This is a genomic window from Cupriavidus sp. 94F1, assembly GCF_057798875.1.
In genome coordinates this window covers 20,371-46,845 of the sequence record NZ_JBYOJT010000007.1, presented here as the reverse complement: position 1 = coordinate 46,845, position 26,475 = coordinate 20,371, and the positions used below count along the sequence as shown (strand labels likewise).

Below are 26,475 nucleotides of genomic sequence, written 5' to 3'. Positions count from 1 at the left end.
ATGTCCGATTCCAGTTCCAGCCAGCGTCGCCGTTTTTTTCATCGTGCAGGTGCCATCGCGCTAGGCGCGGGCCTGTCCACGCTGGCACCTCGCGCCGCCCTGGCGGCGTTGGGTCCCGATGCCCGCTCGCTGTCCTTCGAACACACCCATACCGGCGAGCACCTTTCGCTGGTCTATGCCATGGGCGATCAGGTTCTGCCCCAGGCGCAGACCTCGCTCAACCACTTTCTGCGCGATCACTACTCGGGCACGGTCGGTGAAATCGACCCGAAGCTGTTCGGTCTGCTGTTCTCGCTGCGGCGCGAATTGGGTAGCGACGCCCCGTTCCAGGTGATTTCGGGCTACCGCTGCCCCTTGACCAACGAGCGCCTGCGCAAGACGCGTGGCGGTGGTGTCGCCAGGCGCAGCCTCCACATGGATGGCATGGCCATCGACATCCGGCTGCCAGGCGTGGCGCTGGCCGACCTGCGCGATGCGGCGCAGACGCTGCAGGCGGGTGGTGTCGGCTTCTACAAGTCCGAGAACTTCGTCCATGTGGACACGGGGCGCGTACGAAGCTGGGGCTAGGTGCGAAGCCGAGCGGGCCGATCGCCCACACGGATATGTCAGCACCATGTCCGGAAACCGAATCCTCCATCGATGAGGGGCGGCGATTGTTTCACATGTATGACATGAGACGTCCCTAGACTGCGTCCTGTTTCGACGGCCTGCCCGCCGTTTTTTTTCAGAGGACCCTGTCATGTCTCTTTCCCGGCCCGGGATTCCATCGGCCATTACGGTCGCCTGCCTTGCCTTCCTGCTCAGCGCCTGCGGCGGCGACGACAACAACAGCCAAAGCGCCTCTACCGCCACGCCGCTGGCCGTGCCGGCGCCGCCGGCCGATCCCGGCTTCGTCGACAGCGCCCCCGTACAGGCGTCGGTGCTGCCGTTTGTCGACAACATCGCCACCAACCAGCGCGGTGACGCACGCTATGCGACCGTCGACACCAATGCCGGCGTCCGCGTGGTCAAGGGTTTCCTCGATGTCTGGGAGCCGCTGACGCGGCTGGTGGACGCCGGTGCGCCGGCCGCGGCCAACGGCAGCTTTCCGGCCGTCGCGGCGTCCGCGTGGACCGGCTTGCCGAACGACGGCACGGCCGGTGGTTCGGTGACCAACGCCACCGTGCACAATGCGAACATCCGGTACGTCATCAACGCCACCACGCAGCGCACGGCCGCGCAGGCCGAGGCCGCCTACTTCGACGACCGCCGAGGCAAGAACTACAGCGTGACCGACGGCATGGGCCCGCTCACGGCAGCATGGCGAGCCGCTGCCCAGCAGACCACGACCATTACCAGCGTTCCGGCCGACGCCAACACCGTCAAGTATGACGATGGCGGCAACAACGCCGGGGTGGCCGGCGCCGGCAACGCGGCGTTCGGCGACGTGATCACGATGGTCAACAAGGTGGGCGACAACGCCTCGACCGAGCCAGCCAAGCGCTTCTACAAGTACGCCCGTCCGTACCGCTGGAGTTCCAGCGTGGTCCTGGCGCCGACGCTGGTGCCGGCCATCAGCACCGATCCCACGACCGACGGCGGCTTCATCAGCGGCCACACGGCCGAGGCGCTGCGCAATGCCGTGGTGATGGCCTACCTGGTTCCGGAGCGGTTCCAGGAAATGCTGAGCCGCGGCATGGAACTGGGCGAAAACCGCATCCTCGCGGGCATGCATTCGCCGCTCGACGTGATCGGCGGCCGCATGCTTGGCATTGCCTCGGCAGCGGCCAACCTCTATGCACCGGCCAACGCCACGCTGAAGGCCTCGGCCTATGCCCAGGCCCATACCACGCTGATGGCGGCCACCGGCACCACGCCGGCCACCTTCCGCACCTTCGCTCAGTCGGGTACCGCCAGCAACGACCGTTTTGCCGACTACGCCGCCAACAAGGCCAACTTCCTGCGCCGCATGACGTTCGGCTTCGCGCAGATCGGCTCGGCCACTGCCGACCCCGTGGTGCCCAAGGGCGCCGAGGTGATGCTGGAAACGCGCTTCCCGTACCTGAGCGCCGACCAGCGTCGCGTGGTGCTGAAGACCACCGAGATCGCGTCGGGCTATCCGGTCATGGACGATGCGGAAGGCTGGGGCCGCCTCAACCTGTTCGCCGCCGGCGACGGCTATGGCGCGTTCAACGGCAACGTCGTGGTATCGATGGATGCCAGCAAGGGCGGCTTCAACGCCGGTGACATCTGGCGCAACGATATCGGGGGCGCGGGCAAGTTCACGCTCGCCGGCACCGGCAACCTGAAGCTCGGCGGCGCCAACACGTACTCCGGCGGCACGCAGGTGGCTGGCGGCGCGCTCGAGGCGGTGTCGGCCAAGGCGTTTGGTACGGGCGATGTCTACCTGGGCGCGGGGTCGGTCATCATCAACGCACCGCAAAGCGTGGCGATCGCCGGCAAGTACACCCAACTTGCCGACACCACGCTCGACCTGCGCGTCGGCCCCAATGGCCAGGGCCGCATGACGGTAGCGGGCATCACGACCATCGCCGGCGGCACGCTGCACGTCGCATTTGTCGAGGGCTATGTGCCGAAGGCAGGCGACACGATCGCCGTTATCACCGGCAGCAGCATCAAGGGCCAGTTCGCCACCGTCGCCGTGGACGGCTACAAGGCCACGCCGGTCTACTCGGCGAACGGCGTGCAGATCCGCATCGACGGCTGATCTGCCATGCGTGAAGTCCCCTGTCGCCGCGCCTGCACGCGCGGCAGGGGCATCCACCCCTGCTTCTGGCCTAGCTGCCGATCACGACGGGCTTCGTCCAGTCTTCGATCTGGATTCCGGGATAAGCTTCGAAGTCGCGTACATTGCTGGTCACAACGATGGCGCCAATCGAACGCGCATGCGATGCAATCAGTTTGTCGAGCGCGTCCGCTTTGCGTTGGCGCGTGGCGGAGCGAATCGGGCCGTAGGCATGCGCGGCAGCGGCCGTATATGGCATGACGGGAAGGCGGCCGACGAGCGCATCCAGAGCCTGACGCGCCCTGCCAGGTTCGCTGGATACCGACACGCGGTATTCAAGCTCCGCGAGCGTAATGGCCGACAGCACGACTTCTCCCTCAAAACAGTTCGCCATTCGCTCCGCAACCTGAGGGGGCTGTTGCTTCATCAGGTAGATGCAAATGCTCGTGTCCAGCATATAGGTGGGCATCAGAACGGCTCCCGCTCTGCCTGGGATTGTTCGCCGCGGCCATCGGCCATGAAGTCGTCGGGGAATGCCGCAAAGAGATCGAGCACCCCGGTCAATCGCCGCCGCGCCGGGCGGATTCGTAGTTCGTCCCCCACACGCTCGATCTCGAAAGGCGTATCAGTGTCGGGATAGGCGAGGTCTGCCGGGATTCTCACTGCCTGTGAGTTTCCGTTACGGAACAGCTTGGTTCGGTGCATGGCGGCTTTCATGTCGATTCGTGCTTGCGAACGAGTATATACCGCCAGCACCGTATGTACATCCAGTGTGTACATATTGTTGCCCGTGCGCTTATCTTGTCACATTTGGGGGTCTGTCGCCTGCTTTATCTGGCTGTCCCTGCTCTACCCCCTCGCCTCGCGCCGCACCGCCTGCGGAGGCATGCCGAAGCCGCGGAGGAATGCCTCGCGCAGGTGACGGCGGTCGCGGAACCCGGTCTCTTTTGCCACCACGTCCAGTGGATGGCGGCTTTGTTCGATCATCAGCCGGGCGGCCTCCAGGCGCAGGCTTTCCACGGCCTTGGCCGGTGACTGCCCGGTTTCGGCCGTGAACACGCGGCTGAACTGACGGGGGCTCAGATGCACGGCACTGGCCAGCTCTTCCACGGTCAGCGGCTGGTGCAGATGCTTGCGAGCGTAGTCCAGCGCGCTCTGGATGCGGTCGGATTTGGGCGCCAGGTCCAGCAGTTCGGAGTGTTGCGACTGCCCGCCGGAGCGGCGCTGGTACATCACGAGCTTGTGCGCCACGGACCGCGCGACATCGGCGCCGAGATCGGTTTCCACCATCGCCAGCGCCAGGTCCAGCCCGGCCGTCATGCCGGCGGACGTCCAGATGGGTCCGTCCACGATGTGGATGCGGTCGTCTTCCACCCGGATCTGCGGGTGCGCGCGCTGCATGTCTCGCGCGTAGAACCAGTGCGTGGTGGCGCGCCGGCCGTCGAGCAGCCCTGCCTCGGCCAGGATGAAGGCCCCGGTGCAGATCGACGCCACCCGGCGTGCCCGGGGCGCGGCCTTGCGCACAAGGTCGAGCACCGGCTGCGGCGTGGGCGTGGCCACCGGGTCCGCCGCGCCGGCCAGCACCCAGGTGTCCACGGTGATCCGCGCACCGGCAGGTCGCGTGTCGACGGCCATGCCCAGTGACGACCGCACCTGGCCGCCTGCTACCGAGTAGCTGTCGATCCGGTAGAACGGCTCGCCCGCTACCAGGTTGGCGTACTCGAACACGCTTTGTGCCGCCAGCGCCATCACCTGGAAGCCATCCATCAGCAGAAAACCCACCCTGTGCATGTCATCACCCAGTTTTTGTCCGATGTCCTGAAACATGACTATATACGTCATTTCGGCCAAACGCGAACCGATCTACGATGCTTCACATGGATGCAGCGCATCCGAACTCAACCCTGAATGGAGAAGCATCATGACGCAGCAACATCACCTGGGCACGGCACTCGTCACCGGCGCATCGTCGGGCATCGGCGCCATCTATGCGGACCGGCTGGCACGGCGCGGCTACGACCTCGTGCTCGTGGCGCGCAATCGCGACAAGCTAGACACGCTGGCGCGCCGCATCACCGACGAAACGGGCCGGGCCGTCGAAGTATTCGCGGCCGATCTCAACGACCGCGCATCGCTGGCCCGTGTGGAAGAGAAACTTCGCACCGATGCGAGCATCACGCTGCTGGTAAACAACGCCGGCATCGGCACGCACACGCCGCTGCTGGACAGCGACGTAGACGCGATGACGAAGATGATCGACCTGAACGTCACCGCGCTGACGCGTCTGACCTACGCCGCCGTGCCGGGCTTCGTGGCGCGCGGCAAGGGGGCGATCATCAATATCTCGTCGATTGTCGGCATCGCGCCTGAGGTGCTCAACGGGGTCTATGGCGGCAGCAAGGCATTCGTGACCGCGTTCAGCCAGTCTCTGCACCATGAGGTCGGCGCCCGGGGTGTGCGCGTGCAGGCGGTGCTGCCCGGTGCCACGGCCACCGATTTCTGGGAAACCGGCGGCCTGCCCGTGGAGAATCTGGACCCGGCCATCGTGATGCAGGCCACCGATATGGTCGATGCCGCGCTGGTTGGCTTCGACAATGGCGAGCTGATCACGATCCCGTCGCTGCACGCGATCGAGCACTGGAACGCCTATGAGGCCGCACGCGGTGCAATGGCTGGCGTACTGTCGAACCGCACGCCGGCCCCGCGCTATGTAAAGGCCTGACGTGTCACGCCGGCCCGCCGGCTCAGGAATGGCAGACCAGGCCGTCCTGCAGCTGGCTGGCCTCGTAGGCGACGTCGCCGGCGCGCTGTTCGCGGGCGCGTTGCAACGCCCCATTGTTGCGCCAGTCGCGCGTGGTCTGGTCGAACCATGCGGCAGACTGCGGATCGACGGCATGCAGGCCGATGCGCGCGGCGCCAGCGTCAGCCGGCAGATTGGCGTCCAGCTTGCGATAGAAGCGCCATTCCTGGAGCGTCAGCAGGCGCGCCACGACCGGCGCATCGTCGGCAAGCGCCTGGCATTCGCCAGCCAGAAAGCCTGTGGCGGCACGAATCGACGAGGCGTAGACCTTTGGCACGCCCTGGAAGTCCTGCACGATACGGGTGGCATAGGCGCTGCCCTGCCCCACGCAAACCGGCTGCCCGCGCAGGTCGCCGGTGCGCTGGTAGCGGCTGCCGCGCAGCACCAGCAGCGATCCCTCGCCGATGGCGTAGGCCGACCCGACAGGCGCCACGGATTCGTCGGGCAGCGACGGGCGGGCGCCGGCCACGACCACGTCCACCTCACGTTGCGCGGCCTGCCACGCCGGCGACCCCGGCTCGCCGGGCAGCCCGATGACCTGCAGCTTCACGCCAAGGCGGTCCGCCAGAAAGCGCGCCATGGCCACGTCGAACTGGTCGGGCTCGGGCGGCGTGGGCGCCTTGGGCGGCGCCGGGCGCGCGTATTGGCGCACGCCGACCACCAGCGTGCCGCGCTGCTGCACCGATTCCAGCCACGGACCCAGCGCGACGGGCCGCGTCACCGCATAGGCCGCGGCAATGACGGCCAGCGCCAGCAGCGCGGCCAGCCAGCGGTATCGGCGCAACCTAGCCATTGAGCGTCAACCCCTTGCGCCAGCGCGTGAGCCGCCGTTCCACCACCGCCAGCACATAGTTGAGCGTCAGGCCCAGCAAGGCCAGCAGCAGGATGCCCGCGTACATCGTCGGAATCTGGAAGACTTCCTGCGAGTTCAGCGTCAGGAAGCCCAGCCCCGAGTGGGCGCCGATCATCTCGGCTGCCACCAGCGCGGTGATGCAATAGGTGCCCGCCAGCCGTACGCCAGTAAAGATCGACGGCGAAGCCGCCGGCAGCACCACCTTGCGGAACACGAACAGGCGGTTGGCGCCCATCGAGCGCGCCGAATCGATCAGCAGCCGGTCCACCTGCTTGACCCCGCTGATCGTGCTCAGCAACACCGGCCAGAACGACGCCCAGAAGATGATGGCCACCTTGGACGTCTCGCCAATGCCCAGGAACAGGATGAACACCGGGAACAACGCAAAGGCCGAGGTCTGGCGGAACAATTGCAGAATGGGATCGACAATGGCCTCGAAACGGCTGAACCACCCCATCAGCAGGCCCAGCACCACGCCCAGTCCGATGGCGGACAGCAGCCCGTACAGCGACCGCTGCAGGCTCGCGAACAGGTGCTTGAACAGCGCGCCGCTGCTGACCAGATCCCAGATCGTGACGATGATCTGCGATGGCGGGCTCAGGTAGGCGTCGCTGACGATATGCAGACGCGGCACCAGTTCCCAGATCAGCAGGAAGGCAACGATGCCCAGAAGGCCAAGCGCCCGGTCGCCCAGCCGGGAAAGCGAAGCGGCGCGGCTCATGATGCCGCCTTTGCCACGGGCGGCGCCACGGTCCCGACGGCCTTCTGCCCGGTCTCCACGGCCTGCCCGACAGGCGCGCGCTCGCCCTGCAGGCGTTCGCCCGGGTTGGCCGTGGCGCCCAGCGGGCGCGGCACGGCGGCCGGGTTGGCCATCTGCACTTCGTCCTTGAGGATGTCCCACGCCTGCTGGCGCAGCCGGATGAACGCCTCGGAATTGCGCACCTCGGCGGCGCGCGGGCGTGGCAATGGCACGTCGATGATCTGCTTGATGGTGCCCGGGCGCCGGGTCATCACGGCAATCCGGTCGGACAGGAAGATGGCCTCGTCCAGGCTGTGCGTGATGAACACGATGGTCTTGCGCCGCTGCTCCCAGATGCGTAGCAATTCGCCCTGCAGGATTTCGCGGGTCTGCGCGTCCAGCGCGGCAAACGGTTCGTCCATCAGCAGCACTTCCGGCTGATAGGCCAGCGACCGGGCAATGGCCACCCGCTGCTTCATGCCCCCCGAGATCTCGTGCGGATAACGCTGGCCAAAACCGGTCAGCCCCACCAGTTCCAGGTATTCCTCGGCAATCACGCGGCGCTTCGCCTTTGGCACGCCGCGAATCTCCAGCCCGACCTCGATGTTCTGCAGCACGGTGCGCCACGGGAACAGCGCATAGCCCTGGAACACTACGCCTTGCGCGGGGTGAATGCCGCGCAGCGGCTGGCCGTCGATGGCGATGTCGCCGCCAGTGCGTTCGGTCAGCCCGGCCAGGATGCTCAGAAAGGTGGACTTGCCGCACCCTGACGGCCCCAGGATGGAAATAAACTCGCCCTCGCGGATATCGAGGTCGAAGTCGCGCAGCACGGCCACGTTGTCGGCGCGGCCCGCTTCATTGCGCACGGCATAGTCCATCTTGACACCGCGCGCCACGATCTTGTGGCTCATGGGGGCGGTCCTATGCCTTGGCGAACGGGTTGAAATCGTTGGTGTAGATGTCGCGGGCGGCCACCTTGCCCCGGCTCAGCTTGCCCTCGGCCTCCAGCACGTCTATGTAGTACTGGATCGGCGGCTCGGTGACCACCAGGTTGTCCACGTACGCGTAACGGTCAACGAATTCCAGCTGCAGGTTGATGCGCTTGGACACCAGCTTGCGCGCCTCTTCCGGGTTGGCGTTGACCCAGTTGGCGGCCTTGGCCAGCGCAGTCACCACGTCGCGCACGTTTTCCGGGTGCTCGCGCAGGAACTTGCCATGCACGCTGTACGGCTGCATGCCGCCCAGGCCGCCATCGAGGTCGAAATCGCTCCACAGCCGCGTGAGCTTGTCGGCATGGTCGGCGCGGCCCGAGAACGGCGCGTGGATGATGGCCAGGTCGGTATTGCCGGTGACCAGCGTCTGCTCGGCCTGGTCGTCCGGAATCACCACGAAGTTGATCTTGTTGACGTCCACACCCTTCTGGCGCAGGAAGGTCTTGGTCACGAACTCGGCGCAGGCGCCGAAGCTGTTGATGCCGATGGTCTTGCCTTCCAGGTCCTTCGGCGCGCGGATGCCCGAGTCCTTGCGCACGAAGTACTTCATGTGCGGGGCATCCTGCAGCGTCTTGTTGCCCGCCGCCACGATCTTGAGGTCGGCCCCGGCCGCCACGGCCGAGATCACCAGCGGCACCATGCGCGAGCCGAAATCGATCTCGCCGGTGCCGGTCAGCGGAATGATCTGCGGCGCGGCTACCTTGCCGATGTAGTTTGGCCGCGTATTGGTACCCTCGAAGTAGCCCAGCTGGTCGGCCAGGTAGACCAGGTCGAAGGTGGGATTGTCCGGATACTTGAAGCTGACCTTGTCGCCGGCCTTGCCGATGACGGCCGGCGCGGCCGGCGCGGCGGTGCTGGCCGCCGAATCGCCCTTCGAGCACGCGGCCAGCAGCGGACCCATGCTGCCGGCCACTGCCAGCGATGCCAGTTGCTTGAGCGCGCCACGGCGGCCGGGCGCGCGAGAGGAAAGTTCGGAGGCCATATTGTGGTGTGATGAGTGCAGTTCCCTTCGCAGTATTGCGAAGCGGCGCGCTCACACACAACGAAGACTTTTGTCTATCGATATCGGTTAAATCGGCTAGCCGAATGCTGGGTCGAAGCGTCGGTGATGTGTCGATGGCTATCGGCTGGCGAGTTGTTCGACCGCGCGCTTCATCGTGGCGCGATTGGTCCCCACGGTGTGGCGCAGCGTGTCGATGGCGTGGCGGTCCTGGGCCAGCGAGGCAAGCTGGGCGTCGACCTGATCACGGACAAGGCTTGGTGCGGGGCCACCGGCGGCCACGCGCGCGGCCACGCCTTGCACCGGGTCCAGGCAGCGCGCCACGGACGCGGCATCCAGTGCCAGCGCGCGGCCGGTGTGATGCGCGGCCGCCCGGTTCACCATGTCGCTGTCAATGTCGCAGGCCGGGACGTGCCGGTCCAGCGCCTCGCGCACCACCGCGCCCACCACATGATGGGCCTCGCGGAACGACATGCCGGCGTCGCGCACCAGCATGTCGGCCAGATCGGTCGCCGAAGAGAAGTCGCGCCGGGCGCGGGCCAGCATGCTGGCGCGCTGTGGCGTGGCGTTTTCGAGCACCAGCCGGAGCAGGCTGGCGCAGCGCAGCGCCTCGTCCGTGGCCTCCCAGAAGCCGCGCATGCTCTCGCGGTTGCCGTCGCCGCTGTGCGTGAAGTGGCTGCCCTTCAGCGCGGCCAGCGACGCGGTCAGCAGGCCGATCATGTGCCCGCCCTTGCCCTTCAGGTATTCCAGCACGACCGGGTTCTTCTTCTGCGGCATGATGCTGGAGATGCCGGCCACGCTGTCCGGGAAGTCGATCAGGCCGAATTCCGGCGTCGCCCAGATGTACAGGTCCTGCGCGACGCGGCCCCAGGTGACGGTGGCAATCGTGATGGCGGAAAGGATCTCCCAGGCAAAGTCGCGCGAGGCCACCGCGTCGAGCGAATTGGGGACGTAAGTGGAAAAGCCCAACCAACGCGCCGTGGCGGCCCGATTGATCGGGAATGCCGTGCCGGCCAGCGCCCCGGCGCCCAGCGGGCAGGCGTCCAGGCCTTCCAGCGCATGGCGCAACCGGGCGATGTCGCGGCCCATCGCCTGCGCCACGCCGCACAGGTAGTAGCCATAGGTGATCGGCTGCGCGGCCTGCAGGTGCGTATAGCCCGGCATCACCGCATCGACGTGGGCGGCGGCTTGCTGCAGCACCACGTCGCGCGTATCGGCCAGCGTGGCCAGAAGCGCCAGCACGGTATCGCGGGCGCGCAGCCTGTCGTGCGTGGCGAGGATGTCGTTGCGGCTGCGCGCCACATGCAGACGGCCGCCGGCATCGGCACCAGCCACGGCCATCAGGCGAGTCTCGTAGTTGAAATAGGCGTCTTCGCGCTCGGGGTCCAGCGGCACGGCGGCCGGGCCTTCTGCCTCGATCTGGCGCAGCGCCCGCGCCAGCGTGCCGGCCACGTCGGCCGGAATCAGGCCGGCGTCATGCAGCATCAGCAGGTGCGCCTGGTTGATGTCGGTGAGATAGCGGAAGCCAGGGCCGAATTCACGATGCAGCCGCGGCAGGTAGATGTGCTCGCAGACTTCGGGGGCGGTGGCTTGCGTCAGGCGGCGGCTGACCTTTGATTCCATGCAACTTTCTCCTCGTTGTTGGAGGCCAGTATGGGAATCGGCTCGTCATATCGTCAAATCAGACGTTTCATCATCGCCATGCAGATTTGATATACCATCGGCGCACTTTCGCAGCCTGTCGCACCCACGCCTGTCACATGAATTTCAAGCAGATCGAAGCCTTTCGTGCCGTGATGTTGTCCGGCTCGATGACCGCTGCCGCCACGCAGTTGCATACGTCGCAGCCCAATATCAGCCGGGTGATCGCCCAACTGGAAAAGGCGTGCGGCTTCCGGCTCTTCACGCGGATTGCCGGGCGCCTGACGCCCACCGTGGAGGCCGATGCGATGTTCCGCGACGTCGAGCGCGCCTTTGTCGGCCTGGACAGCCTGCAGGCGTCCGCGCGCTCGATCCGCGAGGCGGGCGTCGGCACGCTGCGCGTGGCCACGGTACCGTCGATCGCCATGACGGTGATGCCCTCGGCGATCGCCCGCTTCCGCGGCCGGTATCCCGACGTGCCGATCGCCGTGCACACGAGCGATTCGCCGACCGTCGCCAAATGGACCGCGGCGCGCTTCTGCGACGTGGGCCTGGTGTCTTATCTGGTGGAAATGGCGGGTATCCAAGGCGATCCGCTGCACCGCGAGGCCGGCGTCTGCATCGTGCCGGCCGCGCACAGTCTGGCGAAAAAACGACGTGTGCGTGCCGACGATCTGGCCGGCGAGCCGTTCATTTCGCTGACGCGCGGCGACGGCACCCGCGCCATCGTCGATGCCGCGTTTATCCCGGATCGGCGCGTGCTCACGCTGGAAACGCCCTATGCCGCCACCATCTGCACGATGGTGGAAATGGGGCTTGGGGTCAGCGTGGTCAACCCGCTGGTGGTGCGCACCCTGCGGTTCCCGGGCCTGAAGGCGCTGCCATTCGAACCGGCCATCGAGTTCGAGAGCTTCGTGCTGACCAATCCCCAGCGCCCCGTGCCCGCGCTGGCACAGGAATTCCTGCGATGTGTGCGGGAGGTGATGCGGGGGTAAGGCTCAGGGTCCGGAGGACGACGCACCTCAACCGCGCTCCCTCTCCACCGCCCGGTCCAGCATCGCCTGCCCGATCACGGTACTGCCCTGGGTCATCAGGGCCTCGCCGGGGCCGCGGATATCGCGGGCGTCCTTGTGCTGACCCAGCTTCAGCTTGCCTTGCAGGCGCGTGATCTCGATTTGGATGCCGACGATGGACTTGAGCAGCGTGTCGATGAAATCGGCGGGCGCGTCGGACATCTTCCAGGGCCGCGGCTGGCTGGCCTCGTGGTGGCGCGTGAGCCGGGCCACCACGCCGCGCACGTATCGTTCGTCGTCATGCACCGTGATGCGCCCATGGGCGTGCACCACCTGGTAGTTCCAGGTTGGCACCTGCTTGTGGGCTTCGTGCTTGCTGGGGTACCAGTTCGGCGAGATATAGGCATCGCCGGCGCGGAACACCACCAGCACTTCGTCGCCGTTGGCAACGTCCTGCCAGACCGGATTGGCGCGGGCCACGTGCGCCTTGAGCATGCCCGATTCGCCCTGGTCCGGGTCGATTTCGAACGGGATATGGTTGGCATCCATGCCGCTGCGGCCGTGCGTGAACAGCGTGCCGAACGGGTTGGCGCCGATCAGCGCGTGCATGGCCTGCGGGTCGGCCAGTTCGAAATGGGCGGGGACGTACATGACTGCTCCGGCGTGGTGTCTGGGGGATGTTGAAGTCGTATTCTGGCCATAAACTGGAGTAGAGTGTAGGGCCAGTTTGTGCCGACTTCATCGGACCACTTTCCGGCCCCTTCTGCCCTCCTCCGCTTCTGCCCGTCATGCCCAGAACCGCACAAGTGCCCGAGATTCCGTTCATTGGCGTGCTGGACCGCGCTGCGGGGCCGCTTGGCCGCCAGCTGGTGCAGGCGCTGCGCGACGCCGTCGCGCATGGCGACCTGAAGCCTGGCGAATCGCTGCCGTCCACGCGCGCGCTGGCCGAGGCGCTGAAGGTGTCGCGCGGCACCGTGGTCGAGGCGTTCGAGCAACTGGTTGCCGAGGGGGTGTTCACCGCACAGCACGGCGCCGGCACCCGTGTGGCCGCGCTGGCGCCTGCGCCGCTGACGCGGCGGCGGGCGCGCGAGGGCATCGTGCTGCCCCCTGCCGCACAGAAGTTTGCTGCCATCGCCAGAGAATTCACCGCCCTGCCGCAGGTGCCATTCGCGGTGTCGGTACCGGCCGGCGCCGCCGCGCCGAACGAAGACTGGCGCCGGCTTGGCAACCGTTTGCGCGCCGGCGGCAGCGCCGCGCCGGCTGGCTATGGCGAACCCCAGGGCGCGCTGCCATTGCGCGAGGCGATTGCCGATTACCTGCGCCGCTCGCGCTCGGTGCATTGCGACGCCAGCCAGGTCGTGATCACCACCGGGACGCAGCAGGGGCTGTTCCTGTCTTGCCAGGTACTGCTCGACCCCGCCGATGCCGTTTGGGTCGAGAACCCGGCTTATCGTGGCATCACCGCCATTCTGGAAAGCATCGGGCCGCGCGAGCGCATCGTGCGCGTGCCGGTGGACGACGAAGGCATCGACGTCGAAGCCGGGATCGCACTGGCTCCGCAGGCGCGCGCCGCGTTTGTCACGCCGTCGCACCAGTATCCGCTGGGCATGCCGCTCGGCATGGCGCGCCGCAAGGCCCTGCTGGCCTGGGCCGACCGGCAGCAGGCGTGGGTCGTGGAGGACGATTACGACAGCGAACTGCGCTACGCCGGCCACCCGTTTCCGTCGCTGCAGGGGCTGGCGCCGGAGCGCGTGGTCTATCTGGGCACGTTCAGCAAGATCCTCTATCCGTCGCTGCGGCTGGGGTATGCGGTGGTGCCCGAGCCGCTGGTCGACGCCTACATCGGCGCCAGGGTGCTGATGGACCGGCATCCGCCCACGGCAGACCAGCACGTGCTGGCCGCCTTTATCGCCGAAGGCCATCTCGACCGCCATATCCGGCGCGTACGCGGGGTGCATGCCGAGCGGCGAGCATTCGTGATCCGGACCATCGAACGGGAGATTCCCGCCGATCTGGCATGGCTTCAGCCGTCTGACCAGGGCATGCACCTTGTGCTATGGCTGGCGCCCGGCATCGATGACCGGGAGGTGGTCCGGCGCGCCGCCGAGGCCGGCGTGGCGGTACGCGCGGTGTCGCTCACCTACACCGCCGACAAGCCGCCTGCGGGGCTGATACTGGGCTTTGGTGGATTCGGCGATCTGGAAATCGAGCAAGCGGCGCGGCGGCTGGCGGGGGTGATTGGCAGCGCGGCCATCCGTGCTGAACCACGCTAATTAAGTCGTTCCCCGCTCCACAATCCTGAACCCCAGATCGACCACCGGCTCTGCCACCGTTTCGCCCCGGCAGCGTGCCAGCAGCAGGCCGGCGGCGAGCGTGCCGATGCCGGCGCCATCGACCTGAACCGTGGTCAGCGGCGGGGCCATGTCCGCTGCGAAGTCGGCGTCGCCGAAGCCGCAGACCGCAAGATCCTCGGGGATGCGCAGGCCACGCGCCCGGGCCTCTTCGACGACGCCCTGGGCCAGTTGGTCAGAGCTGCAGAAGATCGCCTCGATGGCCGGGTCCTGTGCCAGCAGGCTGCGCAGGGCCTGGCGTCCCAGGCCCAGGCTGCTGGGCGCGGGCACGCGCGCGGTCGGCACTTCGTGTCCCAACGTCGAAATAAAACCCTCGCGGCGCACGGCTGCGCGCTGGTCGTCGCCTGTAGCGATGCCGAACCGTCGCCAACCTTTTGCCAGAAAGTAGCCGGCCACGGCGCTGCCGACCTTCAGGTGCGAGAAGCCCACAGCCATGTCCACCGGCCGGTCGCTCAGATCCCAGGTTTCCACCACCGGAATGCCGGAGCGGCGCAGGCGGTCACGCGATGCCTGCGCGTGGACCAGCCCCGTCACCACGATGCCATCGGGCCGGCGACTGATCATGGTGCCCAGCAGCGCCTCTTCGCGCGCATGGTCATAGCCGGTCTGCCCCAGGATCAACTGATAGCCCGCCGCATCCAGCGCGTCGGTCAGCGCCTTGACGGTGGGCAGGAACTGCGCGACGGCGATATTCGGCACCAGCGCCGCCACGGTCAGACTGCGGCGCGATTTCAGGCCGCCAGCCAGCAGGTTTGGGATATAGCCGGTGTGCTCGACGGCCTGCTGCACGCGGGCAATCGTCTTGGCGGAGACCAGCCCCGGATTGCTGAGCGCCCGCGATGCCGTGATCAGGGAAACCCCCGCTTCGCGCGCCACATCGTGCAGCGTGACGGACTTGCCGCCGGATAAATCGGACATGCCTGCTCGGATCAAGAGTTGGAAGTGCGGGTAAACGACGACGCCAGGTGCCGCCTCAATGGTTGACCGCCGCAAATGACAACGTTAGCATTCTTCACACCCCGCTGTCCTGCGCAATTCCAGGTGTCGCGTGAAGACGAATGTTTGTCGCATGTTGCAGTGCGTTATCGCGTAGATCGGCGTGTCGCCATCGCGGGGGCCAGCATTATAGCAACGCACATGGGCCGTATCCGGCCATTTTTTGACAACGATGTCATACGATGTCCGAAGACTCGGACGCTCGATCAGGAAGCACCGCCTTATGACCGCCTCGCCCGCCTCTGACGTGATTACCGCCATCCGCCTGTCGTCCTGCTACCTCCCCCTGGCCACGCCGATCAGCGACGCCAAGGTGCTGACCGGCCGACAGAAGCCGATGACGGAAGTCGCCATCCTGTTTGCCGAAATCCGCACCGCCAGCGGCCATGAAGGCCTGGGCTTCAGCTATGCCAAGCGCGCCGGCGGCCCCGGCCAGTTTGCGCACGCCAAAGAGATCGCCCCCACCCTGATTGGCGAGGATCCGAGCGACATCGCCAAGCTGTGGGACAAGCTCTGCTGGGCCGGCGCGTCGGTCGGCCGCAGTGGCCTGTCCACGCAGGCCATCGGCGCGTTCGATGTGGCGCTGTGGGATCTCAAGGCCAAACGTGCCGGGCTGTCGCTGGCCAAGCTGCTGGGCGCGCATCGCGATTCCGTCCGCTGCTACAACACGTCGGGCGGCTTCCTGCATACGCCGCTGGACCAGCTGCTGGTCAACGCGGCCGCGTCGGTGGAGCGCGGCATCGGCGGCATCAAGCTCAAGGTCGGCCAGCCGGACGGCAAGATCGACATCCAGCGCGTGTCGGCCGTGCGCGAAAAGCTTGGCGATGCCGTACCCATCATGGTGGACGCCAACCAGCAGTGGGACCGCCCCACCGCGCAGCGGATGTGCCGCACCTTCGAATCGTTCAACCTGGTGTGGATCGAGGAACCGCTCGACGCCTACGACCACGAAGGCCATGCCGCGCTGGCGCAGCAGTTCGACACGCCCATCGCCACCGGCGAGATGCTGACCAGCGCCGCCGAGCACTGGGACCTGATCCGTCACCGTGCCGCCGACTACCTGATGCCCGATGCCCCGCGCGTGGGCGGCATCACGCCGTTCCTGAAGGTGTGCGCGCTGGCCGAGCATGCCGGGCTGATGATCGCGCCCCACTTCGCGATGGAACTGCACGTGCATCTGGCCGCCGCGTATCCGCGCGAGCCGTGGGTCGAGCATTTCGACTGGCTCGAACCGCTGTTCAACGAGCGGCTCGACATCGCGAACGGCCGCATCGTCGTACCGACCCGCCCGGGCCTGGGGCTCACCGTCAGCGAACAGGCGCGGGCCTGGACGCGCGAGCACGCCGAATTCGGCGCCAGCTGATCCACGGTCGCTGCCCGCGGTCGTCAGACACCATCACCGCAAACATCAGTAAAACGGAAACACAAGGAGACAACGATGATGAAGAAAGCGCTGGTAACGCTACTGCTTGGGGTCACCATGGCGGCAGCCCACGCCGCCTGGCCAGAAAAGCCGGTGACGATGATCGTGCCGTTCCCGCCGGGCGGATCGACCGACAACATCGCGCGCATTCTGAGCGCCAAGTTCCAGCAGACGTTTGGCGGCAGCTTCGTGGTGGATAACCGCCCCGGCGCGGCCGGCATGATCGGCGCGGCGGCCGCCAGGCGCGCACCGGCAGACGGCTACACGCTGTTCGTGTCGTCGCTGGGGCCGTTCGTGATCGGCCCGCACCTGACGAAGAATCCCGGCTATGACCCGACCAAGGACTTCGACTACATCAGCGTGGCCGTGCAGGCGCCCAACGTGCTGGCGGTGCCGGCCAGTTCGCCGTACAAGTCGCTGCAGGACGTCATCCAATACGAAAAGGCCAACCCGAACAAGATGACGTTCGCGTCGGCGGGCAATGGCACCAGCGACCACCTGACCGCCGAACTGTTCTGGCAGCAGACCAACACCACGGGTCTGCACGTGCCGTACAAGGGCGGTGCGCCGGCGCTGAACGACCTGCTCGGCAGCCAGGTGGATGCCACGTTCATGAACATCAACACCGCCGTGCCGCACCTGAAGGCCGGCAAGCTGCGCGCGCTGGCCATCACCAGCAGCAAGCGGTCGCCAATCCTGCCCGACGTGCCGACCATGGAAGAGCTGGGCTACAAGGGTGTGACGGTGTATTCGTGGCAGGCGATTGCCGCGCCCAAGGGGCTGCCGGCCGATATCAAGGCCAAGCTCCACAGCGCGGTGGTCGCGGCGATGAACGATCCGGCCAACAAGCCAAAGTTGCTGGAACTGGGCTTCGAAGTCGTGGCCAATACGCCCGAGCAGTTCACGGCGTTCCAGGCGTCGGAATTCGCGCGCTGGAAGAAGGTGATCCAGACCGGCAACATCACGGCCGACTAAGCCGCCCGCAGTGCCGCCGAAGCCATTCGCGGGCGACCTGCGCGCGCGGTAAATGGCATCGCCAAGGGCGCCATCACGGCGCCCTCCTTTCATTTCCGTGACAAGACGTCTCCCTACGGCGCGCCGGAGGCCGCCCGCCCAGCAGCCTGCGCAGCTGGGCGGCGGTGTCCTCGGCGGCCGACAACGGCAGCAGCGGCACGCCGATGGCCTTGTGCCAGTCCATCAGCGCGGCACTGTGGCCATCGGCAAAACTGCGCACGTTGCGCCGCAGCGCCTCATGGCCAAAACCCAGTTCCACCTGCAACTCGCCGTCGCTGACCACCAGTTGCCCCGACGCGGGCAGCTCCAGCAGAAACGGGTCGTAGACCAGCACGGACAGCACGTCGTTGCGCCCGCGCAGCGCCAGCATCAGGTGCCGCGTCTGGTCGTCGCCGCCATCGAAATCGCTGATCACGATGACCAGGTGGTCGTGGTGCGCCAGCCGCAGCGCCCGCTCCAGCGCGCCATTCAGCTGGGTGGCACCGCGCTGCGCCCGGGCATCGGCGCGCAGCCGCTGGTTGTGCCGGGCCAGGTCGCCCAGCAGATGCAGCACGCCGTGGCGGCTGCGCTGCGGCGCCATGCTGGTCTGGTCGGCGTCCCCGAATATCACGCCGCCCACGCGGTCGCCATCGGCCAGCACCCGCCACGCCGCCAGGGCCGCCGCCTCGGCCGCCGTCACCGATTTCATGGCGCGCCGGCTGCCGAAGAACATGTTCATGCGCTGATCCACCACCAGCAGCACCGGCCGCTCCTTTTCCTCGGCATACAGACGCACGTGCGGCTTGCCGGTGCGCGCCGTGACGCGCCAGTCCATCGTCCGCACATCGTCGCCGGGCAGGTAAAGGCGCAGTTCCTCGAAGGCCAGGCCCCGGCCATGCACGCGCGACCCGTGCCGCCCCGACAGCAGGCTGTGCACGGGCTGCCGCGTGCGGAAATGGAAGTCCCGCACGCTGGCTTCGAGGGCGGCCAGCGCGGCAAGGTCCACGCTGACGCCGGGCACGGCCTGCGAGGCCGACGGCGTGGCGCTGGCCTGGGAGCGGGCGCGCGCGGCGATGTCGCGGGTCATGGCACGTGGTGCGGCGCGGTCAGGCCACCGCCACGCGTTCGAGCAGCCGGTCGATCACGGCGTCGGCGCCCACGGCCGCGGCGTGGGCTTCGTACGACAGGATCAGCCGATGGCGAAACACGTCGTGAACCACCGCCTGCACGTCGTCGGGCGTCACGTGGTCGCGACCGCGCAGCCACGCGATGGCGCGGGCCACCTTGTCCAGCCCGATCGATCCTCGCGGGCTTACCCCGACCTGGATCCACCGTTTCAGGTCATCGTCGAATCGCCCCGCATCCCGCGTGGCCTGTACCAGCGTCACGATGTAGCGTTCCACCGGCTCGCTGACCGTCACGCCGTGAATGGCCTGGCGGGCGGCAAAGATGGCCTCGGGCGACAGGCGCTGTTCGCCTGCCTGCTGCCGCTGCGGATTTGCCGTGCTGCCGTCGTCCTCTTCGGCGCGGGCCAGCCGGATGATCTCGGCCTCGGCATCGGCCTGCGGGTAGCCGACGCTCACGTGCATCAGAAAGCGGTCCATCTGCGCCTCGGGCAGCGGATACGTGCCTTCCTGCTCGATCGGGTTCTGCGTGGCCATGACGAGGAACAGCGGTTCGAGCCGGTGCGTCTTGCCGCCGACGGTCACCTGCCGTTCCTCCATGGCCTCCAGCAGGGCCGCCTGCACCTTGGCGGGCGAGCGGTTCACTTCATCGGCCAGCACCAGGTTGGCAAACAGCGGCCCGGGCTGAAAGCGGAATTCGCCCTTGCCGCCGTCGGTGACGTAGATATCCGAGCCGGTGATATCGGCGGGCAGCAGGTCGGGTGTGAACTGCACGCGCGACAGCCGGGCGTCCAGATGCCGGGCCAGGCTCTTGATCGCCCGCGTCTTGGCCAGCCCCGGCAGCCCTTCCACAAGCAGGTGGCCGTTGGCCAGCAGGCCCAGCAGCAGCCGCTCGATCATGCGTGCCTGGCCAACGATCGACTCGCCCATGCGTGCCTGAAGCTGCAGGATGTCGTCGCGCGCACTCATCGTGTCTCCTGGTGATCCGGGCGTCCGCCGGTGAACCAGTTGTAGTAGGGGTTGTCGGGGTCCGCGCGCATCACCGTGCCGATATCGCGCATCCACTGCGCGCGGTCGCCGCGATAGGCGTCGAGCCCGGCCGCGTAGAACGTATGCAGCGTGGCGCGCTCGCGGCGGATGTCCTGGTGCAGCGCGTCGCTGGCGCCCCGGAGCGGCGGATCGGCGCTCAGGTCGAGCAGTTCGCGCAGCACCGGCGGAAAGTCCTGCCGCCGCACCCACCCGGCGTATTCGATGCGCGGCCGGTCGTCGGTCACGGCTGGCGCATCGCCCGCAAACCAGTCCAGCCCGGCCCGATCGGTGACATAGGTGGCCAGCAGCGCCGCCGGCGATGCCACCCCCACCGCACGCAGCGCCGCCGACACCTGAGGCTGGCCAAAGCGTGATGCGATGGTGGCCGCATCCAGCGGCATCGGCTGCAGTGATCCCACCAGCAGCATTTCGTGCAGTTCGGTGGTCCACAGCGTGGCATGCGGGAAGACGTCGAGGAAACTGCGCACCAGCGACCGGGTGTCGTCGCGATTCTGCGTCGGCAGCGGCAGCCACTGGGCCACGATGCCGCCCGACTGCAGCCGCGCGGCGGCCAACTGGTAAAACTCGCGCGAATACAGGTTGACCACGCCGCTGGCCGACGGGGGCGGCGGCTCCAGCGTGATCAGGTCGTAGCGCTGCGTGCTTTGCAGCAGTTCGCGGCGGCCGTCGCGCAGGCGGATATCGACCTGCGGGCTGCGGCTGACGTCGAAATTGCCCTGGAACTGAGGCACCGCGCGCACCACGGCGGGCAGCAGTTCCGCCACCACGCGCCGCTCAAGCCCTGGGTACTGCAGCGTGGCGCCAGCCGTGATGCCGGTGCCCAGACCGATCACCAGCGATGCCCGCGGCGTGCCGTTGTGGACGATCAGCGGCAGCAATGCCTGCAGGCGCATGTAGCGCAACGACGTCATCGTGTCGCCCGAATTCGAGACACCCTGGATGTAGAGCCGATGAAACCGCTGCGCGGCGCGGCCCTGCTCCACCACGGCCACGGTGGCGCCCCGGCTTTCTTCGTAAAACACCAGATCGCCCCCGCGCGTCCGGGCCAGCAGTGCGGCAAGCCGGTCGGCGGGCGTGGCCACGGCAACGATCAATGTGACGACGGCCAGCAGCGGGATGGCAAAGCGCGCGCGGCGTCCGGTGCCGTCGCCGAACGCCACCGCCAGAACGGCCACCAGCCCGCTGGCGCAGGCGAGCACGCCAAGCGTATGCACCACGCCGAGCGTCGGCACCAGCCAGACGCCCGCCAGCACCGACCCCGCAATGCCGCCGAGTGTATTCAGCGCCAGTACGGCACCCACGCCCGACCCGGTGCGCGAAGGATCGACCGACAGGCGGACCACGTACGGAAAGGCGGCCCCCAGCAGCAGTGTCGGCACGAACACAATGCAAAGCGCCGCCACGGCAAAGCTGGCACACGTGGCCACCAGCAGATTGCCAGTGGCGCCCAGCACGCGTTGCGACACCACCTGCTGTGCGGCAGGCAGCCATTCGCCCAGCCATGCGAATTCGACCAGCGCCACCAGCCCGGCGCCCACGACCAGCAGCGCGAACATGCCCCACGGGTCTTTCGCCCGGTCCACGCGGCGCGCCACGACAAGGCTGCCGATCATCAGGCCGGCCAGGTACGTTGCCAGCATCACGGCAAAGGCAAAGGCTCGCGTGCTCAGGAACTGGACGATGGCCTGCGACCAGACCACTTCGTAGCCCAGCGCAATCGCGCCGGCCAGCGCGTACAGCGTCAACGCCAGCACGCGCTGGCCCGATGCGCGTGGGGCGTTCGCCGGCGCGGCCGGTACATCGACAGGATCGGTCCAGGAACGACCGAACCACCAGGCGCCCAGCGCGGCCAGCCCGTTGAGCGCGGCCGCCGCCAAGGCGCTGCCGGTGATGCCCAGCAGCGGAATCAGGACAAAGGCCGCCAGCAGCGTGCCGGCGATGGCGCCAGCGGTATTGGCCGCATAGAGCCGCCCGCCATTGGCACCCAGTGCCACACCGTCGCCGCGCACCGCGCGCATCAGCGCCGGCAATGTGCCCCCCATGGCGATGGCCGGTAGCCCGACCAGTGCCAGCGGCAGCGCCCATGCGGCAGCCCCGGCCCGCACTTCGAGCCATGCGAACGGCGCGGCGGAACGGGCCAGCGCCAGCGTCGCCGCGATGCCGAGCACGGCGATGGCCAGTTCCAGCCACAGGTAGAGACGCCAGGCCGATGCCGTACGGTCCGCCAGCCGGCCCACGGCCCAGCCGCCCAGCGCCAGCCCGCCGAAGAATGCGCTGACGCCGATGGTGACCGCATGCACGTCCACGCCCACCACCAGCGACAGCTGCTTGATCCACAGCACCTGATAGACAAGACCGGCCACGCCGGACAGACACAGCAACGCCGCGGCCTGCCGGAGTCCGGCACTGCCGCCGCGCGCCTGTACTTGCGCCTGCGCTGCTGCGGAGCCGGAGGCCGACGGCCGGCGTGAGACGCGTTGACGCTTCACGCCGGGCTCCAGCTTGCGATGGGCTGCCGTCACTTCTTTTGCTGCGGTTGCTGGACCTTGGCCATCTGGTCGGCCACCTGGCGCTTGATCTTCTCGCTGGCCTGGTCGATCGTGAAGCTCGCCGGCAACTGGCTTGGCGGGTAATCGACGAAGGTCTGCAGGAAGCTGATCGCCCGGCGGTTGCCCTCGATGAACAGGTACGGGTTCTGCGTTTCCAGGTCGAAGTACCGGTTGGTCGGCCCCGTGTCGGCGCGCTCGTACGGGTCCATGCGCAGGTTGAAGTACTTGGGCGCGCGCAGGCACGTGAACGGCTCCTTCCACACCATGAACGATCCGTTCTGCCGCTGCTCGCAGAACACGATCTTCCATGCGGTGGGCTGCGTCGCCCCCTGGGTCAGCACGTCATAGCGCATGGCCACCAGTTCGGCATCGTCATTGAAGTAGTAGAACTCGTTACGCGCGCTCTTGTCGGTCTGGCCCGTGAGCATCGGCAGCTGGTTGTAGCCGTCCAGGTGCACCTTGGCGCTCTTGCCGCCCAGGCTTGTGCCCTTCAGCAGGCGGTCCTTGACGTCGCCGTCGCCCGCCGCGGCCAGCAGCGTCGGGAACCTGTCCAGGCCGGACATCAGGCCGTTGGTCACGGACCCGGGCTGAATCCTGCCCGGCCATCGCACCATCGCCGGCACACGGAACGCGCCTTCCCAGTTCGAGTCCTTCTCGCTGCGGAACGGCGTATTGGCCGCATCGGGCCACGTGAAGAAGTTGGGGCCGTTGTCGGTGGTAAAGACGACGAGCGTGTCGTTGGTGATGCCCGTGTCATCCAGCACCTTGAGCAGCTTGCCGACGTTCTGGTCCATTTCCCACATGCCGTCCGCGTACTCATGGCCAGCGCCGAGTCCGGCCTTGCCCTGGTATTCGGGTCGCACGTGCGTGAACAGGTGCATGCGCGTGAAGTTCATCCAGACGAAGAACGGCTGCTTGGCCTGCGCCTGCTTCTGGATGTAGTTGACGGCGGCCCCGGTGGTTTCGTCGTCGATCGTTTCCATGCGCTTGCGGTTCAGCGGGCCGGTGTCCTCGATCTTGCCGTCTGCCGTGCTGTGCAGCACGCCGCGCGGGTTGTAGAACTTGAGGAAGTCGGGATTGTCCTTCGGCCAGTACGGGCGCTCGGGTTCCTCCTCGGCGTTCAGGTGGTACAGGTTGCCGAAGAATTCGTCGAAGCCGTGCTTGGTGGGCAGGAAGCGGTCCTGGTCGCCCAGGTGGTTCTTGCCGAACTGCGCCGTGGCATAGCCCAGCGGCTTGAGCGCCTGCGCGATCGTGATGTCGCGGTCCTGCAGGCCCACAGGCGCGCCGGGCAGGCCCACTTTCGACAGGCCCGTGCGGAATACCGACTGCCCCGTGATGAACGTCGAGCGTCCTGCCGTGCAGCTGTTTTCGGCGTAGTAGTCGGTCATCATCATGCCCTCGCGGGCAATGCGGTCGATGTTCGGCGTCTTGTAGCCCACCACTCCATGGCTGAACGCACTGACGTTGCCCAGCCCGACGTCATCGCCAAAGATCACCAGGATGTTTGGCTTGCCGCCGCGGCTGCCCTGCGCCACCGTGCCGCTGGCCGGCGCTGCCGCCACGGGCGACGCGCCGTTGGCGGCCGGGGCCGAGGCCACCGGCGCGGTTGGCGCGGTGGCCTCGGCGGGCGGCGCGGTCGGCACCTGGGCGGCCGGGGCCGACGCAGCGCCAGGCGCCGTCTTGTTCTCGTCGGCCTTCTTGCAGCCGGCCACGGCCAGGATGGCGACAATCGCCGCGCTGGTGGCCAGCCTTGTCAGACGCGTACCCGCTTCTGGTCTCATCGAAAGCTCCCTCTGGTTTGGTCCAGGGCGTCAGGAGGTTCTGGACATCGCCAGGATCAAGGCTGGGATGCCGGATAAATGCGTGCCCAGTCCTGCTTCATGCTGATCACCGTCCAGCTGCGCGTGACGGCTTCGTCCAGCGCCTTGTCGAGCTTGCCGATCCCTGACTTGCGGTCGTAGGCGAACTCGCGCTCGGCGTCGTCGTGGTGCACCAGCACGGCCAGACGCTGGCCGGTGCCGGCCATCGTGTACTGCAGCATCTGCAGATCGCCGTCGGAATTGCCCACGGCCAGGATGGGCCGGCGGCCAATCTGCCGATAGATGCCCACGGGCTTGCCGGCGCCGTCATTGATGAATTCGAGCTTGGGCCCGCGCACCAGCGTTGGCTGGCCATTGCGCAGCTCGTACGTCACCGTCTGCGTGGACCCCACCACCTGCTCGGGCGGAATGCCGTACACGCGTTCGGACCACGGCCGCATGAACTCGATGGTCCCGCCCGACACGATGAACGTCTTGAAGCCATTGGCACGCAGGTAGTTCAGCAGCTCGATTTGCGGCTGGAACACCAGGTCGGTATAGGGCCGGTTGAATTTCGGGTGGCGCGCGGTGTCGAGCCACGCGCGGATCGTGCGGTCGTACTCGTCCACCGTCATGCCGCTGTTGGCCTGGGCGATCAGCGGCAGCAGGCGCTTTTCCTCGCGCATCAGCCCGGCCATGTCGTTGGCCATCAGCGCCTTGAAGGCAGGATTGCTATTCCATTCGGGATGCTGGGGCGCGGCGGCCCGAATCTGGTCGAGCAGGAAGAAGAACTGGAAGTACAGCGGCTGCTCGCTCCACAGCGTGCCATCGTTATCGAAGACGGCAATGCGTTCGGCAGGCGGCACGTACTGCGGCGTGCCCGGCCGGGTAACCGCCTCCACGAAGCGGACGATGGTCTGGCGCGCGGCGCCATCCCGCCACGACGGCAATGCCGCCGCGCCTGCCACATTGGCCGCGCCCGCCGGCTGCGCGCCAGCGGCGGTGTCGGCGGTGGGTGCCGGCGCGCACCCCCCAAGGGCCGCCACCAGCACGGCGAGGGCCGCGAGCGTCGTCACGCCGGACGCCGCGCGGCGAACAAGCCGGTAGCTTCCTGCCAAGGCGAATGGCATCGTTGCGTTCCTCCTCGATTGTGCAGACGGGATGCGGCCTACGGCCGTGCCGCCAGTGCGGGCTGTCTGCGCGCTTCGGCCCAGGTGCGGTCATCCATCACCAGCCGGAAGCCCAGGTGCGACATGCTCGTGTAAGGATCTGTGCCGCGCCGTGCGCTGGGCCGATAGCTCAGGCAGAAGTCCTCGTTGCAAAGGAACGACCCGCCACGCGTGACGCGCCTGGGCGCGGACACCGGCACGCCGGGTTCGGTCGGGTCCCACGAATCGGACGGCCCCGCCGGGTTCTGCAGCACGGCCGTCGTCAAGCGGGCTTCGCGCCGGAACTGGTCGGCCCGATACCAGTCGGCCACCCATTGCCAGGCGTTGCCGGTCATGTCGTAGAGGCCGTAGCCATTGGCCGGAAAGGTGCCCACCGGGCTGGTGCCTGCCGCGCCGCCCGCCTTGGCGCTGACCACCGGAAACGGCTGCACCTGCTGGCCTTGCCAGACGTTGGCCATCTGGCGGCCATCGGGCGCGAACTGGTCGCCCCAGGCATACGTGGACTGTTCCAGACCGCCGCGGGCCGCGAACTCCCATTCGGCTTCGGTGGGCAGGCGCTTGCCCACCCAGCGCGCGTAGGCCTGCACGTCCTCGTACGAGACCTGCACCACCGGGTGGTTGTCCTTGCCTTCGATATGGCTGCCGGGGCCGTTCGGGTGCTTCCAGTCGGCGCCGGGCACGAAACGCCACCAGCGCCAGTATTCGCGCAGCGGCACCGGGCTGTTGGTGCCGACGAAGACCATGGCGCCGGGCACCATCGCGCTGTCGGGCGGGCGCGGCGTGCCGGGCGGCAGCTGCACCTTCATCGTTTCCCAGTCCGGCGCGCGTTCGGCGGTGGTCACGTAGCCCGTCGCCTCGACGAACTTGCGGAATTCGGCATTGGTGACGTGGTGCTGGTCCATCCAGAAACCGTTGACGTGGACCTTGTGCGCCGGCCGTTCATTGGCCTGCGCCATCTTGTGATCGCTGCCCATCTGGAAGTCGCCGCCGGGCACATGGACCATGCCGCGCGGACCGTTCACCCCATCGCCCGCGCGGATGACCGGCGCATCGGCGCGCCCATTCTTCGCGTGATACCACCACGTGCCGCCCGCACCGGCCACGACCATGGCCAGTGCAAGCGCCGCCAGCCATATGCGTTGGCGCCACACCGGCGTGGCGGTGGCAATGACCATGGCCTGCTGCTTCCGTCCCATCGACACTCCTTCACGATACGACTCGATCACCTGATCCAGCCATCCCAGTATGGGTGGGGTTC

General features: G+C 67.4%; 23 protein-coding genes. 7 read left to right on the top strand and 16 right to left on the bottom strand.

Annotated features, from left to right (window positions below; genetic code table 11):
- Both AC3FJ6_RS18610 and AC3FJ6_RS18605 read left to right on the top strand, forming a co-directional pair.
- Complete coding sequence (locus tag AC3FJ6_RS18610; RefSeq protein WP_488773204.1) at positions 1–567, top strand: YcbK family protein; 567 nt, start codon at positions 1–3, stop codon at positions 565–567.
- Between the two features lie 172 nt (positions 568–739).
- Complete coding sequence (locus AC3FJ6_RS18605) at positions 740–2,707, top strand: acid phosphatase (RefSeq protein WP_488773203.1); 1,968 nt, start codon at positions 740–742, stop codon at positions 2,705–2,707.
- 70 nt (positions 2,708–2,777) lie between these two features.
- Here the strand turns inward: AC3FJ6_RS18605 and AC3FJ6_RS18600 are convergent, their stop codons facing one another.
- The 3 genes from AC3FJ6_RS18600 to AC3FJ6_RS18590 form a co-directional block, all read right to left on the bottom strand.
- On the bottom strand, positions 2,778–3,194 hold the full coding sequence (locus tag AC3FJ6_RS18600) for a type II toxin-antitoxin system VapC family toxin (protein WP_488773202.1): 417 nt from the start codon (positions 3,192–3,194) through the stop codon (positions 2,778–2,780).
- Complete coding sequence (locus AC3FJ6_RS18595; RefSeq protein WP_487522964.1) at positions 3,194–3,430, bottom strand: antitoxin; 237 nt, start codon at positions 3,428–3,430, stop codon at positions 3,194–3,196. The genes AC3FJ6_RS18600 and AC3FJ6_RS18595 overlap by 1 nt, the downstream gene beginning before the upstream one ends.
- Positions 3,431–3,574: 144 nt before the next feature.
- Complete coding sequence (locus tag AC3FJ6_RS18590; RefSeq protein ID WP_488773201.1) at positions 3,575–4,516, bottom strand: GlxA family transcriptional regulator; 942 nt, start codon at positions 4,514–4,516, stop codon at positions 3,575–3,577.
- 130 nt (positions 4,517–4,646) lie between these two features.
- Here AC3FJ6_RS18590 and AC3FJ6_RS18585 point away from each other — a divergent pair, with 130 nt between their 5' ends.
- A complete protein-coding gene (locus AC3FJ6_RS18585; protein WP_153950397.1) occupies positions 4,647–5,447 on the top strand; it encodes an SDR family NAD(P)-dependent oxidoreductase in 801 nt (266 codons plus the stop codon).
- 22 nt (positions 5,448–5,469) lie between these two features.
- On the opposite strand, the gene AC3FJ6_RS18580 is transcribed toward AC3FJ6_RS18585, so the two are convergent.
- From AC3FJ6_RS18580 to argH, 5 genes are all read right to left on the bottom strand, one after another.
- Positions 5,470–6,318 carry a type 2 periplasmic-binding domain-containing protein gene (locus tag AC3FJ6_RS18580; RefSeq protein ID WP_488773200.1) on the bottom strand — a complete coding sequence of 283 codons (849 nt, stop codon included), beginning with the start codon at positions 6,316–6,318 and terminating at the stop codon, positions 5,470–5,472.
- Complete coding sequence (locus AC3FJ6_RS18575) at positions 6,311–7,099, bottom strand: ABC transporter permease (RefSeq protein WP_400395944.1); 789 nt, start codon at positions 7,097–7,099, stop codon at positions 6,311–6,313. Before AC3FJ6_RS18575 ends, AC3FJ6_RS18580 begins: the two co-directional genes overlap by 8 nt.
- Complete coding sequence (locus AC3FJ6_RS18570; protein ID WP_488773199.1) at positions 7,096–8,028, bottom strand: ABC transporter ATP-binding protein; 933 nt, start codon at positions 8,026–8,028, stop codon at positions 7,096–7,098. The genes AC3FJ6_RS18575 and AC3FJ6_RS18570 overlap by 4 nt, the downstream gene beginning before the upstream one ends.
- A gap of 10 nt (positions 8,029–8,038) precedes the next feature.
- A complete protein-coding gene (locus AC3FJ6_RS18565) occupies positions 8,039–9,091 on the bottom strand; it encodes an ABC transporter substrate-binding protein (RefSeq protein WP_488773198.1) in 1,053 nt (350 codons plus the stop codon).
- A 138-nt stretch (positions 9,092–9,229) separates the two neighbouring features.
- Positions 9,230–10,732: an argininosuccinate lyase gene (gene argH, locus AC3FJ6_RS18560; RefSeq protein ID WP_488773197.1), complete on the bottom strand. Its 1,503-nt coding sequence runs from the start codon at positions 10,730–10,732 to the stop codon at positions 9,230–9,232.
- 137 nt (positions 10,733–10,869) lie between these two features.
- Between argH and AC3FJ6_RS18555 the strand changes: the two genes are divergently transcribed.
- Entirely contained in the window at positions 10,870–11,745 is an 876-nt protein-coding gene (locus tag AC3FJ6_RS18555; RefSeq protein ID WP_488773196.1) for a LysR family transcriptional regulator, read from the top strand.
- Positions 11,746–11,772: 27 nt separating this feature from the next.
- Here the strand turns inward: AC3FJ6_RS18555 and AC3FJ6_RS18550 are convergent, their stop codons facing one another.
- Positions 11,773–12,414, bottom strand: a complete 642-nt coding sequence (locus AC3FJ6_RS18550; protein WP_488773195.1) for an FMN-binding negative transcriptional regulator — start codon at positions 12,412–12,414, stop codon at positions 11,773–11,775.
- Between the two features lie 137 nt (positions 12,415–12,551).
- Here AC3FJ6_RS18550 and pdxR point away from each other — a divergent pair, with 137 nt between their 5' ends.
- The gene (pdxR, locus tag AC3FJ6_RS18545; protein WP_488773194.1) at positions 12,552–14,036 is read left to right on the top strand and encodes a MocR-like pyridoxine biosynthesis transcription factor PdxR; all 1,485 of its coding nucleotides are present in this window, start codon (positions 12,552–12,554) and stop codon (positions 14,034–14,036) included.
- Here the strand turns inward: pdxR and AC3FJ6_RS18540 are convergent, their stop codons facing one another.
- Entirely contained in the window at positions 14,037–15,032 is a 996-nt protein-coding gene (locus AC3FJ6_RS18540; protein ID WP_488773193.1) for a LacI family DNA-binding transcriptional regulator, read from the bottom strand.
- 301 nt (positions 15,033–15,333) lie between these two features.
- On the opposite strand from AC3FJ6_RS18540, the gene AC3FJ6_RS18535 reads away from it, so the two are divergent.
- Entirely contained in the window at positions 15,334–16,473 is a 1,140-nt protein-coding gene (locus AC3FJ6_RS18535; RefSeq protein ID WP_488773192.1) for an L-talarate/galactarate dehydratase, read from the top strand.
- Between the two features lie 78 nt (positions 16,474–16,551).
- Positions 16,552–17,508 carry a Bug family tripartite tricarboxylate transporter substrate binding protein gene (locus AC3FJ6_RS18530; RefSeq protein WP_488773329.1) on the top strand — a complete coding sequence of 319 codons (957 nt, stop codon included), beginning with the start codon at positions 16,552–16,554 and terminating at the stop codon, positions 17,506–17,508.
- A 73-nt stretch (positions 17,509–17,581) separates the two neighbouring features.
- Here AC3FJ6_RS18530 and AC3FJ6_RS18525 read toward each other — a convergent pair whose 3' ends face one another.
- Genes AC3FJ6_RS18525 through AC3FJ6_RS18500 form a run of 6 tightly spaced genes read right to left on the bottom strand, consistent with a single transcriptional unit; the run spans position 17,582 to position 26,413 of the window.
- Positions 17,582–18,613 carry a DUF58 domain-containing protein gene (locus AC3FJ6_RS18525; RefSeq protein ID WP_488773191.1) on the bottom strand — a complete coding sequence of 344 codons (1,032 nt, stop codon included), beginning with the start codon at positions 18,611–18,613 and terminating at the stop codon, positions 17,582–17,584.
- 19 nt (positions 18,614–18,632) lie between these two features.
- The gene (locus AC3FJ6_RS18520) at positions 18,633–19,619 is read right to left on the bottom strand and encodes an AAA family ATPase (RefSeq protein ID WP_488773190.1); all 987 of its coding nucleotides are present in this window, start codon (positions 19,617–19,619) and stop codon (positions 18,633–18,635) included.
- Complete coding sequence (locus AC3FJ6_RS18515; RefSeq protein ID WP_488773189.1) at positions 19,616–22,222, bottom strand: spermidine synthase; 2,607 nt, start codon at positions 22,220–22,222, stop codon at positions 19,616–19,618. The genes AC3FJ6_RS18520 and AC3FJ6_RS18515 overlap by 4 nt, the downstream gene beginning before the upstream one ends.
- The gene (locus AC3FJ6_RS18510) at positions 22,219–24,030 is read right to left on the bottom strand and encodes an arylsulfatase (RefSeq protein WP_488773188.1); all 1,812 of its coding nucleotides are present in this window, start codon (positions 24,028–24,030) and stop codon (positions 22,219–22,221) included. The genes AC3FJ6_RS18515 and AC3FJ6_RS18510 overlap by 4 nt, the downstream gene beginning before the upstream one ends.
- 56 nt (positions 24,031–24,086) lie before the next feature.
- Positions 24,087–25,178: an HAD family hydrolase gene (locus AC3FJ6_RS18505; protein WP_488773187.1), complete on the bottom strand. Its 1,092-nt coding sequence runs from the start codon at positions 25,176–25,178 to the stop codon at positions 24,087–24,089.
- A gap of 38 nt (positions 25,179–25,216) precedes the next feature.
- Positions 25,217–26,413: a formylglycine-generating enzyme family protein gene (locus AC3FJ6_RS18500; protein ID WP_488773186.1), complete on the bottom strand. Its 1,197-nt coding sequence runs from the start codon at positions 26,411–26,413 to the stop codon at positions 25,217–25,219.
- Positions 26,414–26,475 lie beyond the last annotated feature (62 nt).

Coding starts and splice junctions, on each gene's coding strand:
- AC3FJ6_RS18555 (WP_488773196.1), top strand. CDS start 10,870: ATGAATTTCAAGCAGATCGAAGCCTTTCGTGCCGTGATGTTGTCCGGC.
- AC3FJ6_RS18570 (WP_488773199.1), bottom strand. CDS start 8,028: ATGAGCCACAAGATCGTGGCGCGCGGTGTCAAGATGGACTATGCCGTG.
- AC3FJ6_RS18520 (WP_488773190.1), bottom strand. CDS start 19,619: ATGAGTGCGCGCGACGACATCCTGCAGCTTCAGGCACGCATGGGCGAG.
- AC3FJ6_RS18595 (WP_487522964.1), bottom strand. CDS start 3,430: ATGCACCGAACCAAGCTGTTCCGTAACGGAAACTCACAGGCAGTGAGA.
- AC3FJ6_RS18510 (WP_488773188.1), bottom strand. CDS start 24,030: ATGAGACCAGAAGCGGGTACGCGTCTGACAAGGCTGGCCACCAGCGCG.
- AC3FJ6_RS18550 (WP_488773195.1), bottom strand. CDS start 12,414: ATGTACGTCCCCGCCCATTTCGAACTGGCCGACCCGCAGGCCATGCAC.
- AC3FJ6_RS18540 (WP_488773193.1), bottom strand. CDS start 15,032: ATGTCCGATTTATCCGGCGGCAAGTCCGTCACGCTGCACGATGTGGCG.
- pdxR (WP_488773194.1), top strand. CDS start 12,552: ATGCCCAGAACCGCACAAGTGCCCGAGATTCCGTTCATTGGCGTGCTG.
- AC3FJ6_RS18585 (WP_153950397.1), top strand. CDS start 4,647: ATGACGCAGCAACATCACCTGGGCACGGCACTCGTCACCGGCGCATCG.
- AC3FJ6_RS18610 (WP_488773204.1), top strand. CDS start 1: ATGTCCGATTCCAGTTCCAGCCAGCGTCGCCGTTTTTTTCATCGTGCA.
- AC3FJ6_RS18530 (WP_488773329.1), top strand. CDS start 16,552: ATGAAGAAAGCGCTGGTAACGCTACTGCTTGGGGTCACCATGGCGGCA.
- argH (WP_488773197.1), bottom strand. CDS start 10,732: ATGGAATCAAAGGTCAGCCGCCGCCTGACGCAAGCCACCGCCCCCGAA.
- AC3FJ6_RS18605 (WP_488773203.1), top strand. CDS start 740: ATGTCTCTTTCCCGGCCCGGGATTCCATCGGCCATTACGGTCGCCTGC.
- AC3FJ6_RS18575 (WP_400395944.1), bottom strand. CDS start 7,099: ATGAGCCGCGCCGCTTCGCTTTCCCGGCTGGGCGACCGGGCGCTTGGC.
- AC3FJ6_RS18505 (WP_488773187.1), bottom strand. CDS start 25,178: ATGCCATTCGCCTTGGCAGGAAGCTACCGGCTTGTTCGCCGCGCGGCG.
- AC3FJ6_RS18600 (WP_488773202.1), bottom strand. CDS start 3,194: ATGCCCACCTATATGCTGGACACGAGCATTTGCATCTACCTGATGAAG.
- AC3FJ6_RS18500 (WP_488773186.1), bottom strand. CDS start 26,413: ATGGGACGGAAGCAGCAGGCCATGGTCATTGCCACCGCCACGCCGGTG.
- AC3FJ6_RS18580 (WP_488773200.1), bottom strand. CDS start 6,318: ATGGCTAGGTTGCGCCGATACCGCTGGCTGGCCGCGCTGCTGGCGCTG.
- AC3FJ6_RS18590 (WP_488773201.1), bottom strand. CDS start 4,516: ATGCACAGGGTGGGTTTTCTGCTGATGGATGGCTTCCAGGTGATGGCG.
- AC3FJ6_RS18535 (WP_488773192.1), top strand. CDS start 15,334: ATGACCGCCTCGCCCGCCTCTGACGTGATTACCGCCATCCGCCTGTCG.
- AC3FJ6_RS18565 (WP_488773198.1), bottom strand. CDS start 9,091: ATGGCCTCCGAACTTTCCTCTCGCGCGCCCGGCCGCCGTGGCGCGCTC.
- AC3FJ6_RS18525 (WP_488773191.1), bottom strand. CDS start 18,613: ATGACCCGCGACATCGCCGCGCGCGCCCGCTCCCAGGCCAGCGCCACG.